Below are 16,123 nucleotides of genomic sequence, written 5' to 3'. Positions count from 1 at the left end.
TCGTCGGGGCCGCCGAAGCCGCCAGGTTGGTGATTTCGTCCTGCTCCCGGAAGGCCCCCTGATGAACCGTCACCTCCGCGGCGGAGTCGGCGTCGTCGCCGCGCTCCTGTCCGCCTGCTCGCTCGCCGCCGGCGCCCCCGTGGCCGCCGACGCCCGGCCGCCGCTGCCACAGCCGAAGGCGTCCACCAACGCCGAGTTGCCGCCCTGGCCGGTGCCCGCCGACAGCGCGCAGCGTGGGGCCGACGTGGGGCTGGCGCTGGATACGATGGAGGGCGCGAAGCAGCACTTCCACGTGCATCTGGACATCTTCGTCGGCCTGGAGCGCGTCGAGGTCGCCCCCGATCTGGGCATCGACCACAACTCCGGGCTGCTGGCCGACCTGCACACCCACGACAACAGCGGCGTCCTGCACGTGGAGAGCCACGACGCGAACGCCCGCTTCGTCCTGGGGCAGTTGTTCGCGATGTGGAACGTCAGGTTCGACGACACCCACCTGGGCGCGCTCACCCCCGACGCCACGCACACCTACCGCACCTATCTCAACGGCGAGTTGGTGACCGGCGATCCGGCCCGGATCGAACTGCGTCCGCACGACCAGATCTCGGTGATGTTCCAGGGCGATCAGGTGCGGATCAAGCCGCCGGCCTCGTACGACTTCCCGATGGGCCTTTAGGGTCGCGCTCGTTCACGACAGTATGGGGGTGGGTGTAGGGCCGTTACGACGAGACAGGGGTTGCCGCCATGACCGATCTGGAAACCGCGGCCCCGGCCTTCGTCGCCATGGCCCACTCGATCGTGTGGGCCTCGATCGCCACCGTGGACAGCGCCGGCCGCCCTCGCACCCGGATCCTGCACCCCTACTGGGTGTGGGAACACGGTCGGCTCACCGGTTGGGTGGCCACCGCGCCGACCGCGACCAAACGCGCGCACATCGCCCGCAACCCGTTCGTGTCCTGCAACTACTGGTCGCCCACGCACGACACGTGTGCCGCCGAATGCCGCGCGGACCTGCTCTTCGACGAGGAGGTCCGCGAGCGGGTGTGGCACCTGTTCCGGGACACCCCGGAGCCGCTGGGCTACGACCCGGCCGGGGTGCCCGGGTGGGAGAAACCCTCCTCGCCCGACTTCGCGGTGATGCGCCTGTCGCCGTGGCGGCTGCGGGTCTTCCCGGGCGCCGGACTCAAGGCCGGGCTCGGCAACGCGGTACTGACCTGGCAGGAGCCCCGCCCGGAGCTGACTCCGCAGGGCGCGGGCTGACCCGATGCCACCACGCGCCGTCCGACGCCACGGCGTGTCCCTGACGCCATGGCGTGCCGCCTGAGCCCGTCGCGTAATTCATGAGACAAAGTTGTCTCATTCGGGCTAGGGTTGATCCATGCCCACCGACAACGAGCAGGTGCTGCGCGCCGCCGTCACCCTGCTGCTCCGGCGCCCCGCCTCGTCCATGGACGAGATCGCCCGCGCCGCCGGGATCAGCCGGGCCACGCTGCACCGGATGTTCCCCGGCCGCCCGGCGCTGATCACCGCGCTCGGCGCGCAGGCATCCGCCCGAATCGGGCGCGCGATCGACACCGCCGACCTGAGCGCCGACGACGTACCGCGGGCACTGCGCGACCTGGTCGAGCAGCTGATGCCCTGCGCCGACTATGTGGCATTCCTGTACGGCGAGAGCTCGCTGGTCGGCGACCCGGACCTGGAGCGGGCCTGGAGCGTCATGGACGAGCAGGTGGCCGCCGTGGTCCGGCGCGGCCAGGAGAACGGCTCGATGCGCGTCGACCTGACCGCCCAGTGGGTCACCGAGGCGCTGTTCTCGTTCGTCGCCGCCGCCGGCTGGGCCGTGCACGAGGGCCGACTCGCCGGCCGCGACGCGGCCCGCTCGGTCGCCGAACTCCTGCTCGGCGGCGCGCGGCGTACCCCGGGCAACCCCGACTGACCCCCGGGGCGACGCGACACCCGATCCGGCGCCCCACCCCTGGTTCCATCTCTTTTTTGGACTTTCGATCATGGCAGCTCCCACTTCCTCGGTTCCTGCTCATACCGGCACCGGCAACCCCGTCAAGGGCGCGCCGGGCCGCTGGATCGCGCTCGGCGTACTGACCCTGTCGGTACTGCTCGTGGCGATCGACGCCACCGTGCTCGGCCTGGCCATCCCGTTCCTCAGCGAGGACCTGGAGCCGACCGGCACCCAACTGTTGTGGATCGGCGACGTCTACTCCTTCGTCATCGCCGGTCTGCTGGTCACCGCCGGCACCCTCGGCGACCGGATCGGCCGCAAGAAGTTGCTGCTCTTCGGCTCGGCCGCGTTCGGCGCGCTGTCCGTGGCCGCCGCCTACGCGCCCAGCGCCGAGGCGCTGATCGCGGCCCGGGTCGCGATGGGCGTCGCCGGTGCGTCGCTGATGCCCTCCACCCTCGCCCTGGTCCGCAACATCTTCCCCGACGCGCGCGAACGCAGCTTCGCGATCGGCGTGTGGGGCGCGATGTCGATGGCCGGCGCCGCGTTCGGCCCGGTCGTCGGCGGCTTCCTGCTCGAACACTTCTGGTGGGGCTCGGTCTTCCTGATCAACCTGCCGGTGATGGCCGTACTGATCGTCGTCGGCGTCAAGATGCTCCCCGAGTCGCGCAACCCGAACCCGGGTCCGTGGGACATGCTCAGCGCCGCACTGTCCCTGGTCGGCATGATCGCGACCGTCTACGCGGTCAAGGAGGCCGCGACCCACGGCCTGCTGCGCCCCGACGTGTGGGCGGCGCTCGCGATCGGGGTGGGCGCGCTGGTGTGGTTCGGCCGCCGGCAGTTGTCGCTGCCGGTGCCGCTGCTCGACATGCGCCTGTTTCGCAACCGGGCGTTCTCCGGGTCGGTACTGGCCGACCTGCTCACCGTGCTCGGCATGTCCGGGTTGATCTTCTTCCTGTCCCAGTTCCTCCAACTGGTCCAGGGGCGCAGCCCGTTGCAGGCGGGCCTGGCCGAGCTGCCGGCCACCGTCGGGGCGATCGTGTCGGGTCTGCTCGCGGGGGCGGCGGCCCGCCGGCTCACCCCCCGCGTGGTGGTGACGTCGGGTCTGACCTCGATCGGGCTGGCCCTGGGCGCGCTCACCGTGCTGGCCGAGGACACGCCGTACCTCTACCTGGGCGGCGTGCTGCTCCTGGTCGGTGTCGGCGCGGGCTTCTCGTTCACGGTCACCGCCGACCTGATCCTGGGCAGCGCGCCGAAGGAGAACGCGGGCGCGGCCTCGGCGGTCTCGGAAACCGCGTACGAACTGGGCGCGGCGCTGGGCATCGCGTTGCTCGGCTCGGTGGTCACCGGGATCTACCGGGGCCATCTGACGGTGCCCGAGGGGGTGTCCGGCTCGGCGGCCGACGGTGCGCGCGAGTCGCTCGCCGGCGCCGCCGAGGCGGCCGACACGGTGTCCGGGCAGGTCGCCGCCGACCTCACCCACTCGGCGAACGACGCGTTCCTGGAGGGGCTGCGGATCGCGGCCGGCGCGGGCGCGGTGGTACTGCTGGCCGCCGCCGTCGCGGCCTGGTTCATGCTGCGCGGCGCGCGGACCGCCGGGTCCGACGTGGAGCACTGACGACCGGTCCGCCGGCGGGGACCCCGCCGGCGGACCTCAGAGCGCCTTCGCGAAGCACATGCTGCTCGGGTAGTCCTTGTAGTAGCCGAACCCGGGTATGCGCTCGTATCCGCAGGACCGGTACAGCGCGATCGCCTCCGGCTGCTTGGCCCCGGTCTCCAGGACCACCCGCAGCCGGCCCGCCGCGCGGGCGGTCTCCTCCAGGTGCGCGAGGATCACCCGGGACAGACCGCGGCCGCGGGCGTGCGGCACCACGTACATCCGCTTGAGCTCGGCGTCGCCGTCGTACAGGCTCGGGTCCTCCGGCGACGCGCCGCGGGCCCGCCAGCCCCCGCAGGCGATCGGGGCGCCGTTGTCGTACGCCACGCAGAACAGGCCCTCGGGCGGCAGGAATTCGGTCGGGTCGACCGCCGTCTCGTCGGGCTCGCCGTAGCGGTGCACGTACTCCTGCTGCACATCCGCCACCAGCTTGCGCACATCGGGGTGGTCGTACCCCAGAGTCTTGATCTCCACGGAATGACGCTAGCCCGTGTGGGTGTCGCGATCATCGGCGGGCCCGGCCCCGCACCGGCCCGCCGACGCCCGCGGGCCTCAGACCTTCGGGCGGTAGCTGCCGAAGCTCCAGAGGTTGCCCTCGGGGTCGCGGACGGTGTAGTCGCGACCGCCGTAGTCCTGGTCCTTCGGCTCCAGCACCACGGTCGCGCCCGCCGCCACCGCCCGCGCGCAGTGCGCGTCCACGTCGCCGTCGATCACGCCATAGAGCGCGGAGCCGCCGACGGGCCACCGCAGCAACGCGTCGGACCCCTCCGGCGGGTTGCTGCCGAGCATCACCATGGCGTTGCCGAAGGTCAGCTCGGCGTGTGCGACGGTGTCGTCGTCGCCCGGGACCACCATGACCGCGGTCATCCCGAACGCCTCCCGGAGAAACGTGATCGCCGCCGTCGCGTCGTTGTAGCGCAGGGTCGGGACGAGGTCGGCGATCAGCGTGTTGTCGCTCATGGTGCGCTCCTTGCGGCCGGGTGTGGCGGCCTGTTCCGGTGGGTCCGGCGGCTGCCGGGTGGGTCGAGACCAGCCTCCGGCGGGTGACCCCTCGCGGTATTGGACAAACGGGAACGAGCGCCGTCGGCCGGCGCGGGTCAGGCCGCGAAGCCGCCGGCGGGCAGCCGGGAGCCCAGGTGGGCACCGGGCGTGCAGCCCGCGAGCACCTTGAAATCACGATTGAAGTGCGCCTGGTCGTAGTAGCCGGCCTCCGCCGCGACCTCCGCCCACGAGCGCGGCGCCCCCTCCAGCAGCGCGATCGCGTGCCGGAAGCGCAACACCCGGGCCACCGTCTTGGGCGGCAGGCCGACGGTCTCCCGGAAGCGGGCGCCGAGCCGGCGCCGGCTCCATCCGGTTTCCCGGGCCAGTGTGGTGACGGCGATCCGACCGGCGCTCGCCGTCAGCAGGTCCCAGGAGCGGATCACCTCGGGCAGCGGCTCGGGGCCGATCGCCAGACGGCGGAGCAGGATCTCGTCGAGGTGGGCGAAGCGGGTCGACCAGTCGGGCGCGGACACCAGCCGATCGATCAGCGCGTCGCCGTCCCACCCGGGCAGGTCGTCGAGGTGCACCACCCGGTCGGCGATCTCGGCCATGGGCAGGCCGAGCAGCGTGTAGGCGCCGAGCGGGGTCAGGTCGAGTTGGATGCCGGCCTGCCGGCCGTCGTGCTCGACGAACGTGGGCCCGGCGTGCAGCCCGGCCACGAACGAGCGGGTGGCGCCCGGCGTGGCCGGCCCCGCGTGCGGGGAGTGGACCCGGATCGGCACGAATCCGATGATCACGGTGATCGAACCGGTGGCCGGCTCGCGGCGGCGCAGCGGCGTGTGGGTGTGCTCGTCGTAGCCGAGGTAGGAGTCGAGCAGGGGCGCGAGCGCGGGATGCGTGGGCGCGGACACGGTCGCCATGGACCCGAGCGCGGAGGTGTGTCGGGTCACGTGCAGAGTGTCCGTGGGGACCATGCTGTCCAGTCTCACACCCGGTGCCGACAAGGCGCCGACCACCGACCAGACGAAGCACCGACCAGGGAGTATCCGATGCGCATCGCGATCTCGGCCGACCAGATCAAGGGCTGCGGCCTGTACCTCGCCGACGAACTGCGCAAGCGTGGCCACGAAGTGTTGCCGTTCGGCGCCTTCGACCCGGCGCACAAGCCCGAGTTCGCCGACGACTGGGCCCCGGTGAGCGCCGCGGCCGCGCGCGAGGTGGCGGCGGGGCGGGCCGATCAGGCGATCGTGTGTTGCTGGACCGGTACCGGTGCGTCGATCGCGGCGAACAAGGTGGACGGGATTCGGGCGGCGCTGTGCTCGGACGCGGAGACGGCGGCCGGCGCGCGGCGCTGGAACCACGCGAACGTGCTGGCGCTGAGCATGCGGCTGACCTCGGGGCCGGTGTTGATGGAGATCCTGGACGCGTGGTTCGCGACCGCGCCGAGCCGTGACGTCGCGGACGTGCTCAACGTGGAGCACGTGGCGGAGATCCGCCGCTGAGCGTGGGCCGTTCGGCGGCGGTGCGATCGAGGTGGTCGGGCAGCTCGGCGAAGCGCCCGATCACCCCGATCGCGGCGGCCAGGCCCGGCGGGCGCCCGGTCGGTGCGATCAGCACGGCGCGCATCCCGTACACGTGCGGCGCGGTGGCGTCCTTGCTCGGGGTGTTGCCGACGAACATGATCCCCTCGCGCGGGACGCCGCAGGCGCGTTCGACCTCGGCGTAGAAGTCCGGGTGCGGCTTGCGCAGGCCGATCGCGCAGGAGAGCACGACGGCGTCGAAGCAGTCCTCGATGCCCGCCTCGGCCAGGGTGCGCCGGCGTACCGACTCGGGCCGCTGGGTGTCGCACGCGAGGACGCAGACCAGGTCGCCGCGGGCCCGGATACGCAGCAGCGCCTCGGCGGCCCGGCGGATCACCCGGGAGTCGGGGACCCGCTCGAAGACCGGTTCGAGGGCCGCCTCGGGGTCCGGGACCCGCGCTCCGCACAACCGGGCGGCCCAGTGGATCTCGGTGGCGAAGGAGGTGTGCGTGTCCCGGACCCGGTCGCCCTCGCGGGTGATCCGGTGCACGTGGTCGTAGGCGGCCACGAAGGTGTCCGGGACGTGTGTGCCCGGCAACTCGCGCAGCACCTCCAGGACGACGCGGCCGTCGGGGTTGGGTCCGGGGACCGCCAGGGTGCCCCCGAAGTCCACGGCCAGGGCGCGTACGTTCATGCCCGGCCGGTCCCCGATCCGCGAGCGGCTTACACCGCTCCGCGCACCGTCGCGGCCGGGTCGGTGCGGGGCGGCGTCGTCGGCGGGCCCGCGATAGCCTGCCGGGCGATGCCGATTTCCCGCCGACCCCTCGCCGAGCCGCCCACCGGGCTGAGCACGAACACCCGTCACCTGCCGGCCGGGGGTGGGGTGACGGCGCACCGGCACGATGTGCACCAGGTCGTCTACGCGGGTCGGGGCGTGTTGTCGGTGAGCACCGACGCCGGCACCTGGGTCGCGCCCGCCACCCGCGCGTTGTGGATCCCGGCCGGCACCCTGCACCGGCACCGTGCGCACGGGCGGACCGTGCTGCACGCGGTGGGCATCCCCGCCGATGCCGACCCGTTGGACCCGGCCCGCCCCGCGGTGCTCGCCGTCGGCCCGCTGCTGCGCGAGCTGATCATCGCCTACAGCCGCCCCGACCTCGTGGACACCGACGAGGGGCGACGCATCCTCGCGGTTCTGCTGGACCAGCTCCGGCACAGCCCCCGGCAGGCGCTGCACCTGCCCAGCGGCCGGGATCCGCGCCTGGTGGCGGTCTGCGCGCTGCTGCGGGCCGATCCCGCCGATCAGCGCACACTCGCCGCCCTGGGCGCGGCGGTGGGCGCGGGCGAGCGCACGCTGACCCGGCTGTTCGCGGCCGAGGTGGGCATGACGTTCCCGCAGTGGCGCACCCAGGCCCGCCTGCACCACGCGCTGGTCCTGCTTGCCGAGGACGTACCGGTGACCACTGTGGCGCACCGCTGCGGGTGGTCCTCGGCGAGCGCGTTCATCGACGTCTTCCGGCGCGCGTTCGGCCACACCCCGGGGGCACACCGCGCGTCGGGATGAGCCGCCGCCGGCCGTCCCCACTCAGTTGCGTACGCCCGGCAGACCGGCGACGAACGACGCGAACGCGGACGGGTTGCGGGTCTGGGTGAGCACCCGGCCGGGCCCGGTGAAGTCGAAGACCAGACCCTCGCCGGAGGTGACCGAGGCGATCGTGCGCCCGCGCGCGGCCCGACGGGTGGTGAAGGTAATCGTCGGCGCGTAGGCGACCACATGGCCGGTGTCGATCACGACCTGCTCGCCCGCCTCCAGGTCCAGCACGTCCAGCGCGCCGTAGCAGCCCATGATCACCTCTCCCTGCCCGGACGCGTGCACGAGGAACCCGCCCTCGCCGCCGACCAGGTTGCGCAGTCCGCCCCACCGGGTGTCGATGTGCACCCCGGCGGAATTGGCGAGCCAACTGGTCCGGGTGAGTAGGAACTCGGGCACGTCGGGGGTGAGGGTGACGTTGGCGATGTCGCCGGGCAGCGCGGTGGCCACGTCCACCCACCCGCCCCGCGCGGGCGCGGTGAACGTGGTCTGGAAGAACGACTCCCCGCCCAGCACGCTGCGCTTGAGGCCGCGCATGATGCCGCCTTCGACCTTGGCGGTGATCTCCACGCCCGCGCTGTGCGCCATCATCGCGCCGGATTCCGCCCGCATCGCCTCGCCCGGATCGAGCAGGCAGCGCGCGGCGGCGAAGGCGGGACCGTGTCTGACGTCGACTCTCATGCGGCGAACGTGACACGTCCCGCCCCCGGCCCCCGACCAAAGCAACCCGACCGGCCGACCGGTGTCACCCGATCGGGTCCGGCCGGGGCGCGGTCACGCGGCTCTGGCGCCCAGCACGCTGCCCAGGAGGTCGTCCAGGCCGACGAGACCCAGGAGGGTGCCGTCGGCGGCGTGAACCAGGGCCAGGGACGCGCGGCGCTCCTGGAGGGCGGCCACGGCACGCTGGATCGGGGTGTCCACGGTGAGGGTGAGCACCGCGGTGGCCAGTTCGCCGGCGGTGTTCCCGGACGCCTGGGTGCGCGAGGTGAGCACCTTGCGGATGTGCACCACCCCGAACAGCGTGCCGTCCTCGCCGCGCACGAGCAGCCGGTTGCGGCCGTTGCGGCGGGAGACCGCGGCGATCTCCTCCGGTCCCGCGTCGGCCGGCACCGAGTCGATCTCGGCGGTCGGCACGATCAGCCGGGCCAGCGGCTCGGTGTGCGTGCGCAGCGTGCCCGAGAGCACGTCGTGCGAGGCGTTGTCGATCAGGCCCAGCCGGCGGGACTCGCCTACCAGGCGGCGCAGCCCCTCGGCGTCCTTGGGGTGCGACAACTCGTCCTTGGGGTCGATCCGGGCCAGCCGCAGGATCGCGTTGCTGACCCCGTTCATCGCGCGCAGCAGCGGCCGCACCACGCGGGTGTAGCCGCGGAAGGACGGGGCCAGGACGAGCGCGACCTTCTCGGGGCCGGCGATCGCCCACGACTTGGGCGCCATCTCGCCCAACACCATGTGCAGGATCACCACGACCACCAGCGCGATCGCGAACGCCACCGCGTGCCCCGCCGCGGCCGGCATGCCGACGGCGTCGAAGAGCGGGTCGAGCATGGTGGCGATGGCCGGCTCGGACACGATGCCCAGGCCCAGCGAACACATGGTGATGCCCAACTGGGCACCGGCCAGCATCAGGGACAACTCCCGTACGCCCGCCAGCGCCGACTTGGCGCCGCGCTTGCGCTCGGCGGCCAGCGCCTCCAGGCGGTGCCGCCGCGCGGCGACCATCGCGAACTCGGCGGCGACGAAGAACGCGTTGCCCACGAGCAGCGCGACCGTGACGGCCAGGGCGGGCCACAGGCCCAGCTCCATCGAGCCCAGGCCACCACCGGAGGCCAGGGACGGGGTCATGCGGTCACCTCTGTGGCGCGTGTGGGGTCTCCGGAGCGCCGATCGGCGCTCCATTCGGGAATGTCGCGGGGGAACGCGGGCTCGGAGGTCAGCACGCGAAGCCGGACCAGGGCCGGCACGTGCCGTTCGACCGCCAGCACCTCGATCTCGGTGTAGCGGATCGGCTCGTCGTCCTCCTCGGCCGAGCGTCCGGCGCGGACCTCGTCGGGGTCGGGGACCCGGATGCGGTCGCCCACCTCGGGCAGCCGACCCAGGTGAGCGATGACCAGGCCGCCGAGGGTGTCGTACGGCCCGTCGGGCAACTCGGCGCCGACGATCCGCTCGGTCTCGTCCACCCGCAGTCCGGCGTCCAGGCGCCACCAGCCGTCCTCCGGCTCGGTGTCGACGGGGTCCTCGTTGTCGCTCTCGTCGGCGATCTCGCCGACCAGTTCCTCGGCCACGTCCTCGTAGGTGACGATCCCGGCGAGTCCGCCGTGCTCGTCCAGGACGACCGCGAACTCCTCGTTGGCGGCCCGCAGTTGTTCGAGCAGCGAGGCCAGCCCGGCGGTGTCGGGGACGAGCAGCGCGGGGCGGGCGATGGATCCGGCGGTGACGTGCGCGGCGTCCTCGGGGGCCACCTCCAGCAGGCAGGCCACGCCGACCACGCCCAGGACGTCGTCGACCCGCTCGCCGACCACCGGGTAGTGCGAGTGGCCGCGCTCGGCGACCAATTCGATCAGCTCGGCGGCGGTGGTCTCGGCGCGGACCCGGACCACGTCCGGTCGCGGCACCATCACCTGGTCCACGGTCAGGTCGCCGAACGCGATCGCGCGGCGCAGGATCCCGGACAGACCGGGGTCGAGGTCGCCGTCCCGGCCGGCCTCGTCGACGATGTGCGCCAGCTCCTCGGTGGTGGCCCCGCCGTGCAACTCCTCGACCGGTTCGATGCCGATCGAGCGCACGATGCGGTTGGCCAGGGTGTCGAACAGCCGGATCAGCGGGCCGGCGACCTTCAGGTACACGATGGTCGGCCGGCCCAGCAGGACGGCGACACGCTCCGGCTCGGCGATGCCCCAGTTCTTCGGGACCAACTCGCCCAGCACCATCTGGATCGCGGTGGCGACCGCGAAGCCGAGGACGAGGGCGATCACCGGGACGGCGCCGTCGGGCACCGAGACCAGTTCGAGAAGGGGGGAGATCACGGCGGCCAACGCGGGCTCGGCGATGAAACCGACCAGCAGGGCCGTCACGGTGATGCCCAGTTGGGCACCCGACAACATGAACGACAGTCGCCCCATCACGGTCATCGCCCGGGCGGCGGCCTTGTCACCGGCCTCCGCGCGACGACGCAGCAGGCTCCGGTCGGCCGCCACGTAGGCGAATTCCTGGGCGACGAAGAAACCGGTACCGAGGGTCAGCACGACGATCGCGGCTATGCCCAGAGCCGCGGTCATGAGACCGCCTCCCGGACGTCGCGGCTTCGATCACAGTCTCGGGAGGGACCGGTACTAGGGGGGTCCGTCTCTTGGGCGGACACACACGCTCCTTGCTCAACGGGCAATTCAGGGTCAAACACTTACCACGCCGAACGTATCATCGCGCGCCCTTGTTCCCCCGAGCCGGGCGATGATGCGGACGAGAGGGGTCGGATTCGGACCAGTATCAAAAGATGCTTGGCTTTCCACCCCGCGTCATGACAATCTGTGCGTCCTCGAACACCGTGAGGTGATGAGGGCCCGTCGGGGGTGTGCGAAGCACACACCGCGGCGGGGGAAGTAGCGAAAATCCGCGCCTCCTGCCACAGGCGTCGCGAAGTTCATCCGTACGGGGGAGCGACCCACGCCCTCCCGTCCGGAAGATTGGTACCGGGAACCCGCACCGCCGCAATGACGTTGACAACATCAGACGGGGGCAGCGTGTACGACAGCAGCCCTGATCCGGCCAACGCCGGCTCGCCCGAGGCGCCCGGATCGGACCTCTCAGCGCGCGAGAAGGAGACCATGCCTCGCACACTCGACGACTACGCCGTGTCGCTCGCCGCGTTGAAGGCCTACGACATCACCGGCGTTCGTCCACGCGACCTCCGCCGATTCCGCGACTTCGGCGAGCTGCCCGAAGGGGTGCCCGAGGCCGTCGTCCTCCGGGCCCAACGCATCGTCGAGGAGGAGCGGGACCGCCTGCTGCGCCTGACCGCCGGCTCCTGATCGCCGAGCGAGCCACGACGAGGGCGCCGGCCCACCGGGCCTTTCGCCCGTCACGGCCCCTCCGTACTGCACGGGTGGGTCGCCCCTGCGCCGTCCCGGGCCGAGCCGAGCCGGTGCGACCACCGTGGGGTGATCGCCCGCTCGTGACGTCGCCGGCGGTTCGTGGGGGTTCGCCTAGTTGGTTCCGTTGAGGTAGGCCAGAACCGCCAGGACACGACGGTTCGTTTCGTCCGATGTGTCGATCGACAGCTTGGCGAAGATGTTCGTGGTGTGTTTGCTCACCGCGCCCTCCGAGACGAACAGGCGGCCCGCGATGGCCGCGTTGGAGCATCCCTCCGCCATCAGCTCCAGGACCTCGCGTTCGCGTGGGGTCAGCTGGGCCAGCGGTTTGTCCCGCACGTTGCGGGCGAGCAGCTTCGAGATCACTTCGGGGTCCATCGCGGTGCCTCCCGACGCGACCCGGCGGACCGCGTCCACGAACTCGTCGGTGTTGAACACGCGGTCCTTGAGCAGATACCCCACCGCGCCGGTGCCGTCCGCGAGCAGTTCGCGGGCGTAGAGCTGTTCGACGTACTGCGACAACACCAGGATCGGCAGCCCCGGGACCTGTCGGCGGGCCTCCAGGGCGGCCTGGAGGCCCTCGTCGGTGAAGGTCGGCGGGAGCCGGACGTCGACCACCGCGACGTCCGGCTTGTGCTGCACCAGGGCCCGGAGCAGTTCGGGCCCGTTGTCCACGGCCGCGACGATCTCGAAGCCGTGCGCCTGGAGCAGGCGGACCAGCCCGTCCCTCAGGAGGGCGAGGTCTTCCGCGAGGACAAGTCGCACGGCAGCTCCATGATTACAGTCGTCGGGCCGCCCACCGGGGAGTGCAGGGCGAGCGTCCCGTCGAATGTATCGAGTCGGCGCTGGATGCCGCGCAGTCCCGTGCCCTTCATCAGATCGGCGCCACCTTCGCCGTCGTCGGTGACCGTGATCCGCAACGAGCCGTCCGTGTACGTGAGATCGATCTCCACGTGCCGGCCGCCGGAGTGTTTGGCCGCGTTGGTCAGCACCTCGGTGACCGCGAAGTAGGCGGCGGACTCCAGCGGGAGTTCGGGCCGGCCCGGCAGCGAGACGTTGACGTTGACGTCGAGCGGGCTCTCCAGGGCCACCGCGCGCACCGCGTCGGCCAGGCCCCGGTCGGACAACACCGGCGGATGGATGCCCCGGACCAGGTCGCGCAGTTCGTGCAGCGCCTTCGCGGACGCCTCGCGGGTCTCGGCGAGCAATACGCGGGCCGCGTCGGGGTCGGTCTTCATCAGCGCCTCCGCGGCGCCCAGGTTCATCCCCATCGCGACCAGGCGGGCCTGCGCGCCGTCGTGCAGGTCACGCTCGATCCGGCGCAGTTCGGCCGCCGAGGCGTCCACCGCGTCGGTCCGGCTCTCGGTCAGGTGCTGGACCCGCAGCGCCAACTCGGCCTGCTTGGTGGGGGCGAGCAGGGAGCGGTTCCACAGACCGTTGACCCGGGCGAACCAGGGCGCGAGGGCGAGGCCGGCGGCCACCTGGACCAGGCCCCACGGCGCCGCGAGGCCGGCCCGCTGCAGGCTGTCGACCTTGATGAACGTGTACCACTGCGCGTCGTCGACGTGCCGGTAGGCCACCTCCCACAGGAACGGCATCAGCACGCCGTGCAGGCCGTTGACGATCAGCATCATCGGGAAGCACGCGATGAGCAGGCTCGACGGCAGGTAGAGCAGGGCCCACAGCAGGTCCCGCCAGGTGGCCGCCTCGGTGATCATGCGCTTGGTGCGCGCCCACAGCCCGGTCACGCCGCCGCCCGTGGGCAGCCGCCGGTACGGGGTGTCGATCGGGACGTGCGCCCACGAGCGCATCGCCTTGCGGGTCACGTTGGCGGTGGCGCGCAACAGCAGCATCAGGGGGAAGAAGAACAGCAGGCCGACGCCTATCGGCAGCAGCGCCATGAACACGACGCAGGTGATGAACAGCGCGAGGGCGGGGACCGAGAGGAAGACCAGAGCGAAGCCGCGCCAGGCGCACAGCAGCGCCCAGCCGAGCCGCCACCGGGTGGCCGGCGGGGCGGCTCTGTCTGGCGTGAGCGTGCTCATGGGGTCCTCCCGTGGATCTGCCTGACTGCTGGTGTCATCAGTGTGTCGGGCGCCGACCGGGCAGGTCACGGGGGAGGCACCCCGAACCGGGGTGGGCCTGGGCCCACCCCGGAGCCGGGGTCAGCCGGCGATGTCGGACAACAATTCGGAGAGGTCCTTCGGGCGCGAGAACATCGGCCAGTGACCGGTCGGCAGGCTGTGCACCGTGCGCTGCTCGGCCGCGGCGAACTCGGCCATGAACGGGTGCCCGGCCGCGATCATGGCCTCGACCTGCTCGGCCGGGAACAGGCAGGTGATCAGGTGGGCCGGCACCCGCAGCCGGGCCGGGTCGGCGACCTGTTGCGCGCTCGCGGCCACGGCGTACGGCTGGGGCATCGCGCGGGCGCGCAGTTCGGCGAGGTCGGTGTCGGACAGGCCGTCGAGCATCACCGGGTCGGCGGCCGGGTCCCAGGGGTAGACGTAGCGGCCGTCGCCGCGGGCGGCGACCTCGGCCTCGATCCGGGCCCGCTCCTCGGGCTCCTGGAGGTCGACGAACGAGACGCCGGCGGCCACCGGGCCGGCGTCCACGTAGACGATGCGGGCGATCCGCTCCGGGATCCGGTCCAGCGCCTCGTACGCGGCGAACGCGCCGCCCGAGTGGGCGGCCAGGACCACGTCGGTGAGGTCGCGCGTGGTGATCTCGTCGACCAGGGCCCGGGACTGGGCGGCCAGGTCGACGCCCGTCCCGTCGGTGCGGTCGGGCTCCAGGCCGGGCAGGGTGATCGCGACGACCTCGTGGCCGGCGGCGCGCAGCGGTTCGGCGACCCGGTCCCAGGCCCACGCGCCGAGCCAGTAGCCGGGCACGAGAACGATGTTCGCCATGGTGATGCTCCTCGATCGTGGTTCGGTGTTCGTCCTGCGATCAGGATCCTGTCGCGTGTACCTGACAGATCGCGACAGGTTTGATGTCGGGAACGGCACGCGTCGGGGGTTTCCGGTGCCTCAGAGCCAGTTCCGGCGCTTGAAGATCAGGTAGAGGACGACGCAGACCACGAGCATCAGGCCGATCGCGTACGGGTAGCCGTACGCCCAGTGCAGTTCGGGCATGTGGTCGAAGTTCATCCCGTACACGGTGCCGATCAGAGTCGGTGCGAACAGGATGGCCGCCCATGCGGAGATCTTCTTGACCTCCTCGTTCTGCGCGTTGCTGGCCGCGGTGAGCTGCTTCATCTCCTCGTTCTGGGCCTGGGTCACCACCACGGCGTTGACCCGCATGATGCCTTCGAGCAGTTGGCGAAAGCCGGCCACGCGCTCCACCGCGATCGTCGCGTGGTCCTGGACGTCGCGCAGGTAGCGGCGCAGCTCCTCGTCCACGTGGTACTTGTCGAAGCCGGTGGACAGGTCGGCGAGCATGAGCAGCAGCGGGCGGGTCGCGCGCTGGAACTCGATCACCTCGCGGGAGAGTTCGTAGATGCGCCGGGAGACGTTCGGGGCGCCGAGGAAGGCCTCCGCCTCGATCTCGTCGATGTCGTTCTGCAGTCCGCCGACGACGGGGGCGTAGGCGTCCACGACGCTGTCCAGGATCGCGTAGAGCACCGCCTCGGGACCCTGGCGCAGGAGTTCGGGCCGCTCCTCCGCCCAGCGGCGCACGGCGGACAGGTCGGGGGACTCGGAGTGGCGGACGGTGACCACGAAGTTGCGGCCGAGGAAGACGTGCAACTCGCCGAAGTCGACCTCCTCGACGTCGTCGAGGTAGCGGGCGGCGCGCAGGACGACGAACAGGGTCTCGCCGTAGCGTTCGAGCTTGGGGCGCTGGTGGGCCACGATCGCGTCCTCGACGGCCAGCGCGTGCAGGTCGAACTCCTCGGCGGCGGAGAGGAGTTGGCTCTCGGAGGGGCGGTACAGGCCGATCCAGGCCATGGCGCCCGGGCGGGCGTGCAATTCGCGGTAGGTGTCGGCGAGGGTGGTCGGCGAGGCGACGCGTACCCCCTCCACGTAGATCGCCGTGTCGATCAGGCTGTGCTCGACGGGCGGGGGCTCGGGGGTGTCCGCCGCCCGGGGGTCCATCGAGCGCTCGGGCGGTTCGGGCGTGCCGTGCCTGCGGGCGCGGAAGGGCAGACGCCGATCGGACATGCGGGGCTCCGGGACACTGGGCGGCGACGAGCACGGACACCACATCGGGCCGCTCGCGCCGGGAGTCGCGGTCGGCTCTCCTTCGTATTGTCCATATTTCCGCGCAGATATCGCGTATGTATGCCATTCAGGGCATCGCCCGGTTTGGGCCCGTGGGGATCCGTCGGGCGTGCGCCGGGTG

At 72.0% G+C, this 16,123-nt stretch carries 18 protein-coding genes; 7 read left to right on the top strand and 11 right to left on the bottom strand.

Features of this window, described 5'->3' with window-relative positions; all coding sequences use genetic code 11:
* Positions 1-61 precede the first annotated feature (61 nt).
* From ACMXN5_RS02430 to ACMXN5_RS02415, 4 genes are all read left to right on the top strand, one after another.
* Complete coding sequence (locus ACMXN5_RS02430; protein WP_395786891.1) at positions 62-673, top strand: hypothetical protein; 612 nt, start codon at positions 62-64, stop codon at positions 671-673.
* A gap of 68 nt (positions 674-741) precedes the next feature.
* A complete protein-coding gene (locus ACMXN5_RS02425) occupies positions 742-1,257 on the top strand; it encodes a pyridoxamine 5'-phosphate oxidase family protein (RefSeq protein WP_439673775.1) in 516 nt (171 codons plus the stop codon).
* Positions 1,258-1,375: 118 nt separating this feature from the next.
* Positions 1,376-1,933 (top strand): TetR/AcrR family transcriptional regulator, encoded by a 558-nt coding sequence (locus ACMXN5_RS02420; RefSeq protein ID WP_395786893.1) that lies wholly within the window; start codon positions 1,376-1,378, stop codon positions 1,931-1,933.
* Between the two features lie 70 nt (positions 1,934-2,003).
* Positions 2,004-3,569 (top strand): MFS transporter, encoded by a 1,566-nt coding sequence (locus ACMXN5_RS02415; protein ID WP_439673774.1) that lies wholly within the window; start codon positions 2,004-2,006, stop codon positions 3,567-3,569.
* A gap of 36 nt (positions 3,570-3,605) precedes the next feature.
* On the opposite strand, the gene ACMXN5_RS02410 is transcribed toward ACMXN5_RS02415, so the two are convergent.
* The 3 genes from ACMXN5_RS02410 to ACMXN5_RS02400 form a co-directional block, all read right to left on the bottom strand.
* The gene (locus ACMXN5_RS02410) at positions 3,606-4,082 is read right to left on the bottom strand and encodes a GNAT family N-acetyltransferase (protein WP_439673773.1); all 477 of its coding nucleotides are present in this window, start codon (positions 4,080-4,082) and stop codon (positions 3,606-3,608) included.
* A gap of 78 nt (positions 4,083-4,160) precedes the next feature.
* Complete coding sequence (locus ACMXN5_RS02405) at positions 4,161-4,568, bottom strand: VOC family protein (protein ID WP_439673772.1); 408 nt, start codon at positions 4,566-4,568, stop codon at positions 4,161-4,163.
* Between the two features lie 137 nt (positions 4,569-4,705).
* A complete protein-coding gene (locus tag ACMXN5_RS02400; RefSeq protein ID WP_439673771.1) occupies positions 4,706-5,563 on the bottom strand; it encodes a helix-turn-helix domain-containing protein in 858 nt (285 codons plus the stop codon).
* Between the two features lie 75 nt (positions 5,564-5,638).
* Here ACMXN5_RS02400 and ACMXN5_RS02395 point away from each other — a divergent pair, with 75 nt between their 5' ends.
* Positions 5,639-6,091 carry an RpiB/LacA/LacB family sugar-phosphate isomerase gene (locus ACMXN5_RS02395; RefSeq protein ID WP_395786898.1) on the top strand — a complete coding sequence of 151 codons (453 nt, stop codon included), beginning with the start codon at positions 5,639-5,641 and terminating at the stop codon, positions 6,089-6,091.
* On the opposite strand, the gene ACMXN5_RS02390 is transcribed toward ACMXN5_RS02395, so the two are convergent.
* On the bottom strand, positions 6,057-6,803 hold the full coding sequence (locus ACMXN5_RS02390; protein ID WP_439673770.1) for an HAD family hydrolase: 747 nt from the start codon (positions 6,801-6,803) through the stop codon (positions 6,057-6,059). The genes ACMXN5_RS02395 and ACMXN5_RS02390 overlap by 35 nt on opposite strands.
* A 108-nt stretch (positions 6,804-6,911) precedes the next feature.
* Here ACMXN5_RS02390 and ACMXN5_RS02385 point away from each other — a divergent pair, with 108 nt between their 5' ends.
* Entirely contained in the window at positions 6,912-7,673 is a 762-nt protein-coding gene (locus ACMXN5_RS02385; RefSeq protein WP_439673769.1) for an AraC family transcriptional regulator, read from the top strand.
* A gap of 21 nt (positions 7,674-7,694) precedes the next feature.
* Here the strand turns inward: ACMXN5_RS02385 and ACMXN5_RS02380 are convergent, their stop codons facing one another.
* The 3 genes from ACMXN5_RS02380 to ACMXN5_RS02370 all read right to left on the bottom strand — a co-directional run bounded on the left by ACMXN5_RS02380 (position 7,695) and on the right by ACMXN5_RS02370 (position 10,975).
* A complete protein-coding gene (locus tag ACMXN5_RS02380; RefSeq protein WP_439673768.1) occupies positions 7,695-8,381 on the bottom strand; it encodes a TIGR00266 family protein in 687 nt (228 codons plus the stop codon).
* A 93-nt stretch (positions 8,382-8,474) separates the two neighbouring features.
* The gene (locus tag ACMXN5_RS02375) at positions 8,475-9,542 is read right to left on the bottom strand and encodes a CNNM domain-containing protein (RefSeq protein ID WP_380000718.1); all 1,068 of its coding nucleotides are present in this window, start codon (positions 9,540-9,542) and stop codon (positions 8,475-8,477) included.
* Positions 9,539-10,975, bottom strand: coding sequence for a hemolysin family protein (locus ACMXN5_RS02370; protein ID WP_439673767.1), 1,437 nt, complete (start codon positions 10,973-10,975; stop codon positions 9,539-9,541). Before ACMXN5_RS02370 ends, ACMXN5_RS02375 begins: the two co-directional genes overlap by 4 nt.
* Positions 10,976-11,521: 546 nt before the next feature.
* On the opposite strand from ACMXN5_RS02370, the gene ACMXN5_RS02365 reads away from it, so the two are divergent.
* On the top strand, positions 11,522-11,725 hold the full coding sequence (locus ACMXN5_RS02365; RefSeq protein ID WP_395786903.1) for a hypothetical protein: 204 nt from the start codon (positions 11,522-11,524) through the stop codon (positions 11,723-11,725).
* Positions 11,726-11,899: 174 nt separating this feature from the next.
* Here the strand turns inward: ACMXN5_RS02365 and ACMXN5_RS02360 are convergent, their stop codons facing one another.
* The 4 genes from ACMXN5_RS02360 to ACMXN5_RS02345 all read right to left on the bottom strand — a co-directional run bounded on the left by ACMXN5_RS02360 (position 11,900) and on the right by ACMXN5_RS02345 (position 15,942).
* Positions 11,900-12,550 (bottom strand): LuxR C-terminal-related transcriptional regulator, encoded by a 651-nt coding sequence (locus ACMXN5_RS02360; RefSeq protein ID WP_126640582.1) that lies wholly within the window; start codon positions 12,548-12,550, stop codon positions 11,900-11,902.
* Entirely contained in the window at positions 12,514-13,830 is a 1,317-nt protein-coding gene (locus tag ACMXN5_RS02355) for a sensor histidine kinase (protein WP_439673766.1), read from the bottom strand. Before ACMXN5_RS02355 ends, ACMXN5_RS02360 begins: the two co-directional genes overlap by 37 nt.
* Before the next feature lie 120 nt (positions 13,831-13,950).
* Entirely contained in the window at positions 13,951-14,691 is a 741-nt protein-coding gene (locus ACMXN5_RS02350) for an alpha/beta fold hydrolase (protein ID WP_439673765.1), read from the bottom strand.
* Between the two features lie 120 nt (positions 14,692-14,811).
* Positions 14,812-15,942 (bottom strand): magnesium and cobalt transport protein CorA, encoded by a 1,131-nt coding sequence (locus tag ACMXN5_RS02345; RefSeq protein WP_439673764.1) that lies wholly within the window; start codon positions 15,940-15,942, stop codon positions 14,812-14,814.
* Positions 15,943-16,123 lie beyond the last annotated feature (181 nt).

The sequence above is a fragment of the Embleya australiensis genome (assembly GCF_051903075.1).
Taxonomy (GTDB): domain Bacteria; phylum Actinomycetota; class Actinomycetes; order Streptomycetales; family Streptomycetaceae; genus Embleya.
Note: the sequence above shows the minus strand (reverse complement) of the source record. Positions and strands in the feature narration are given on the sequence as shown.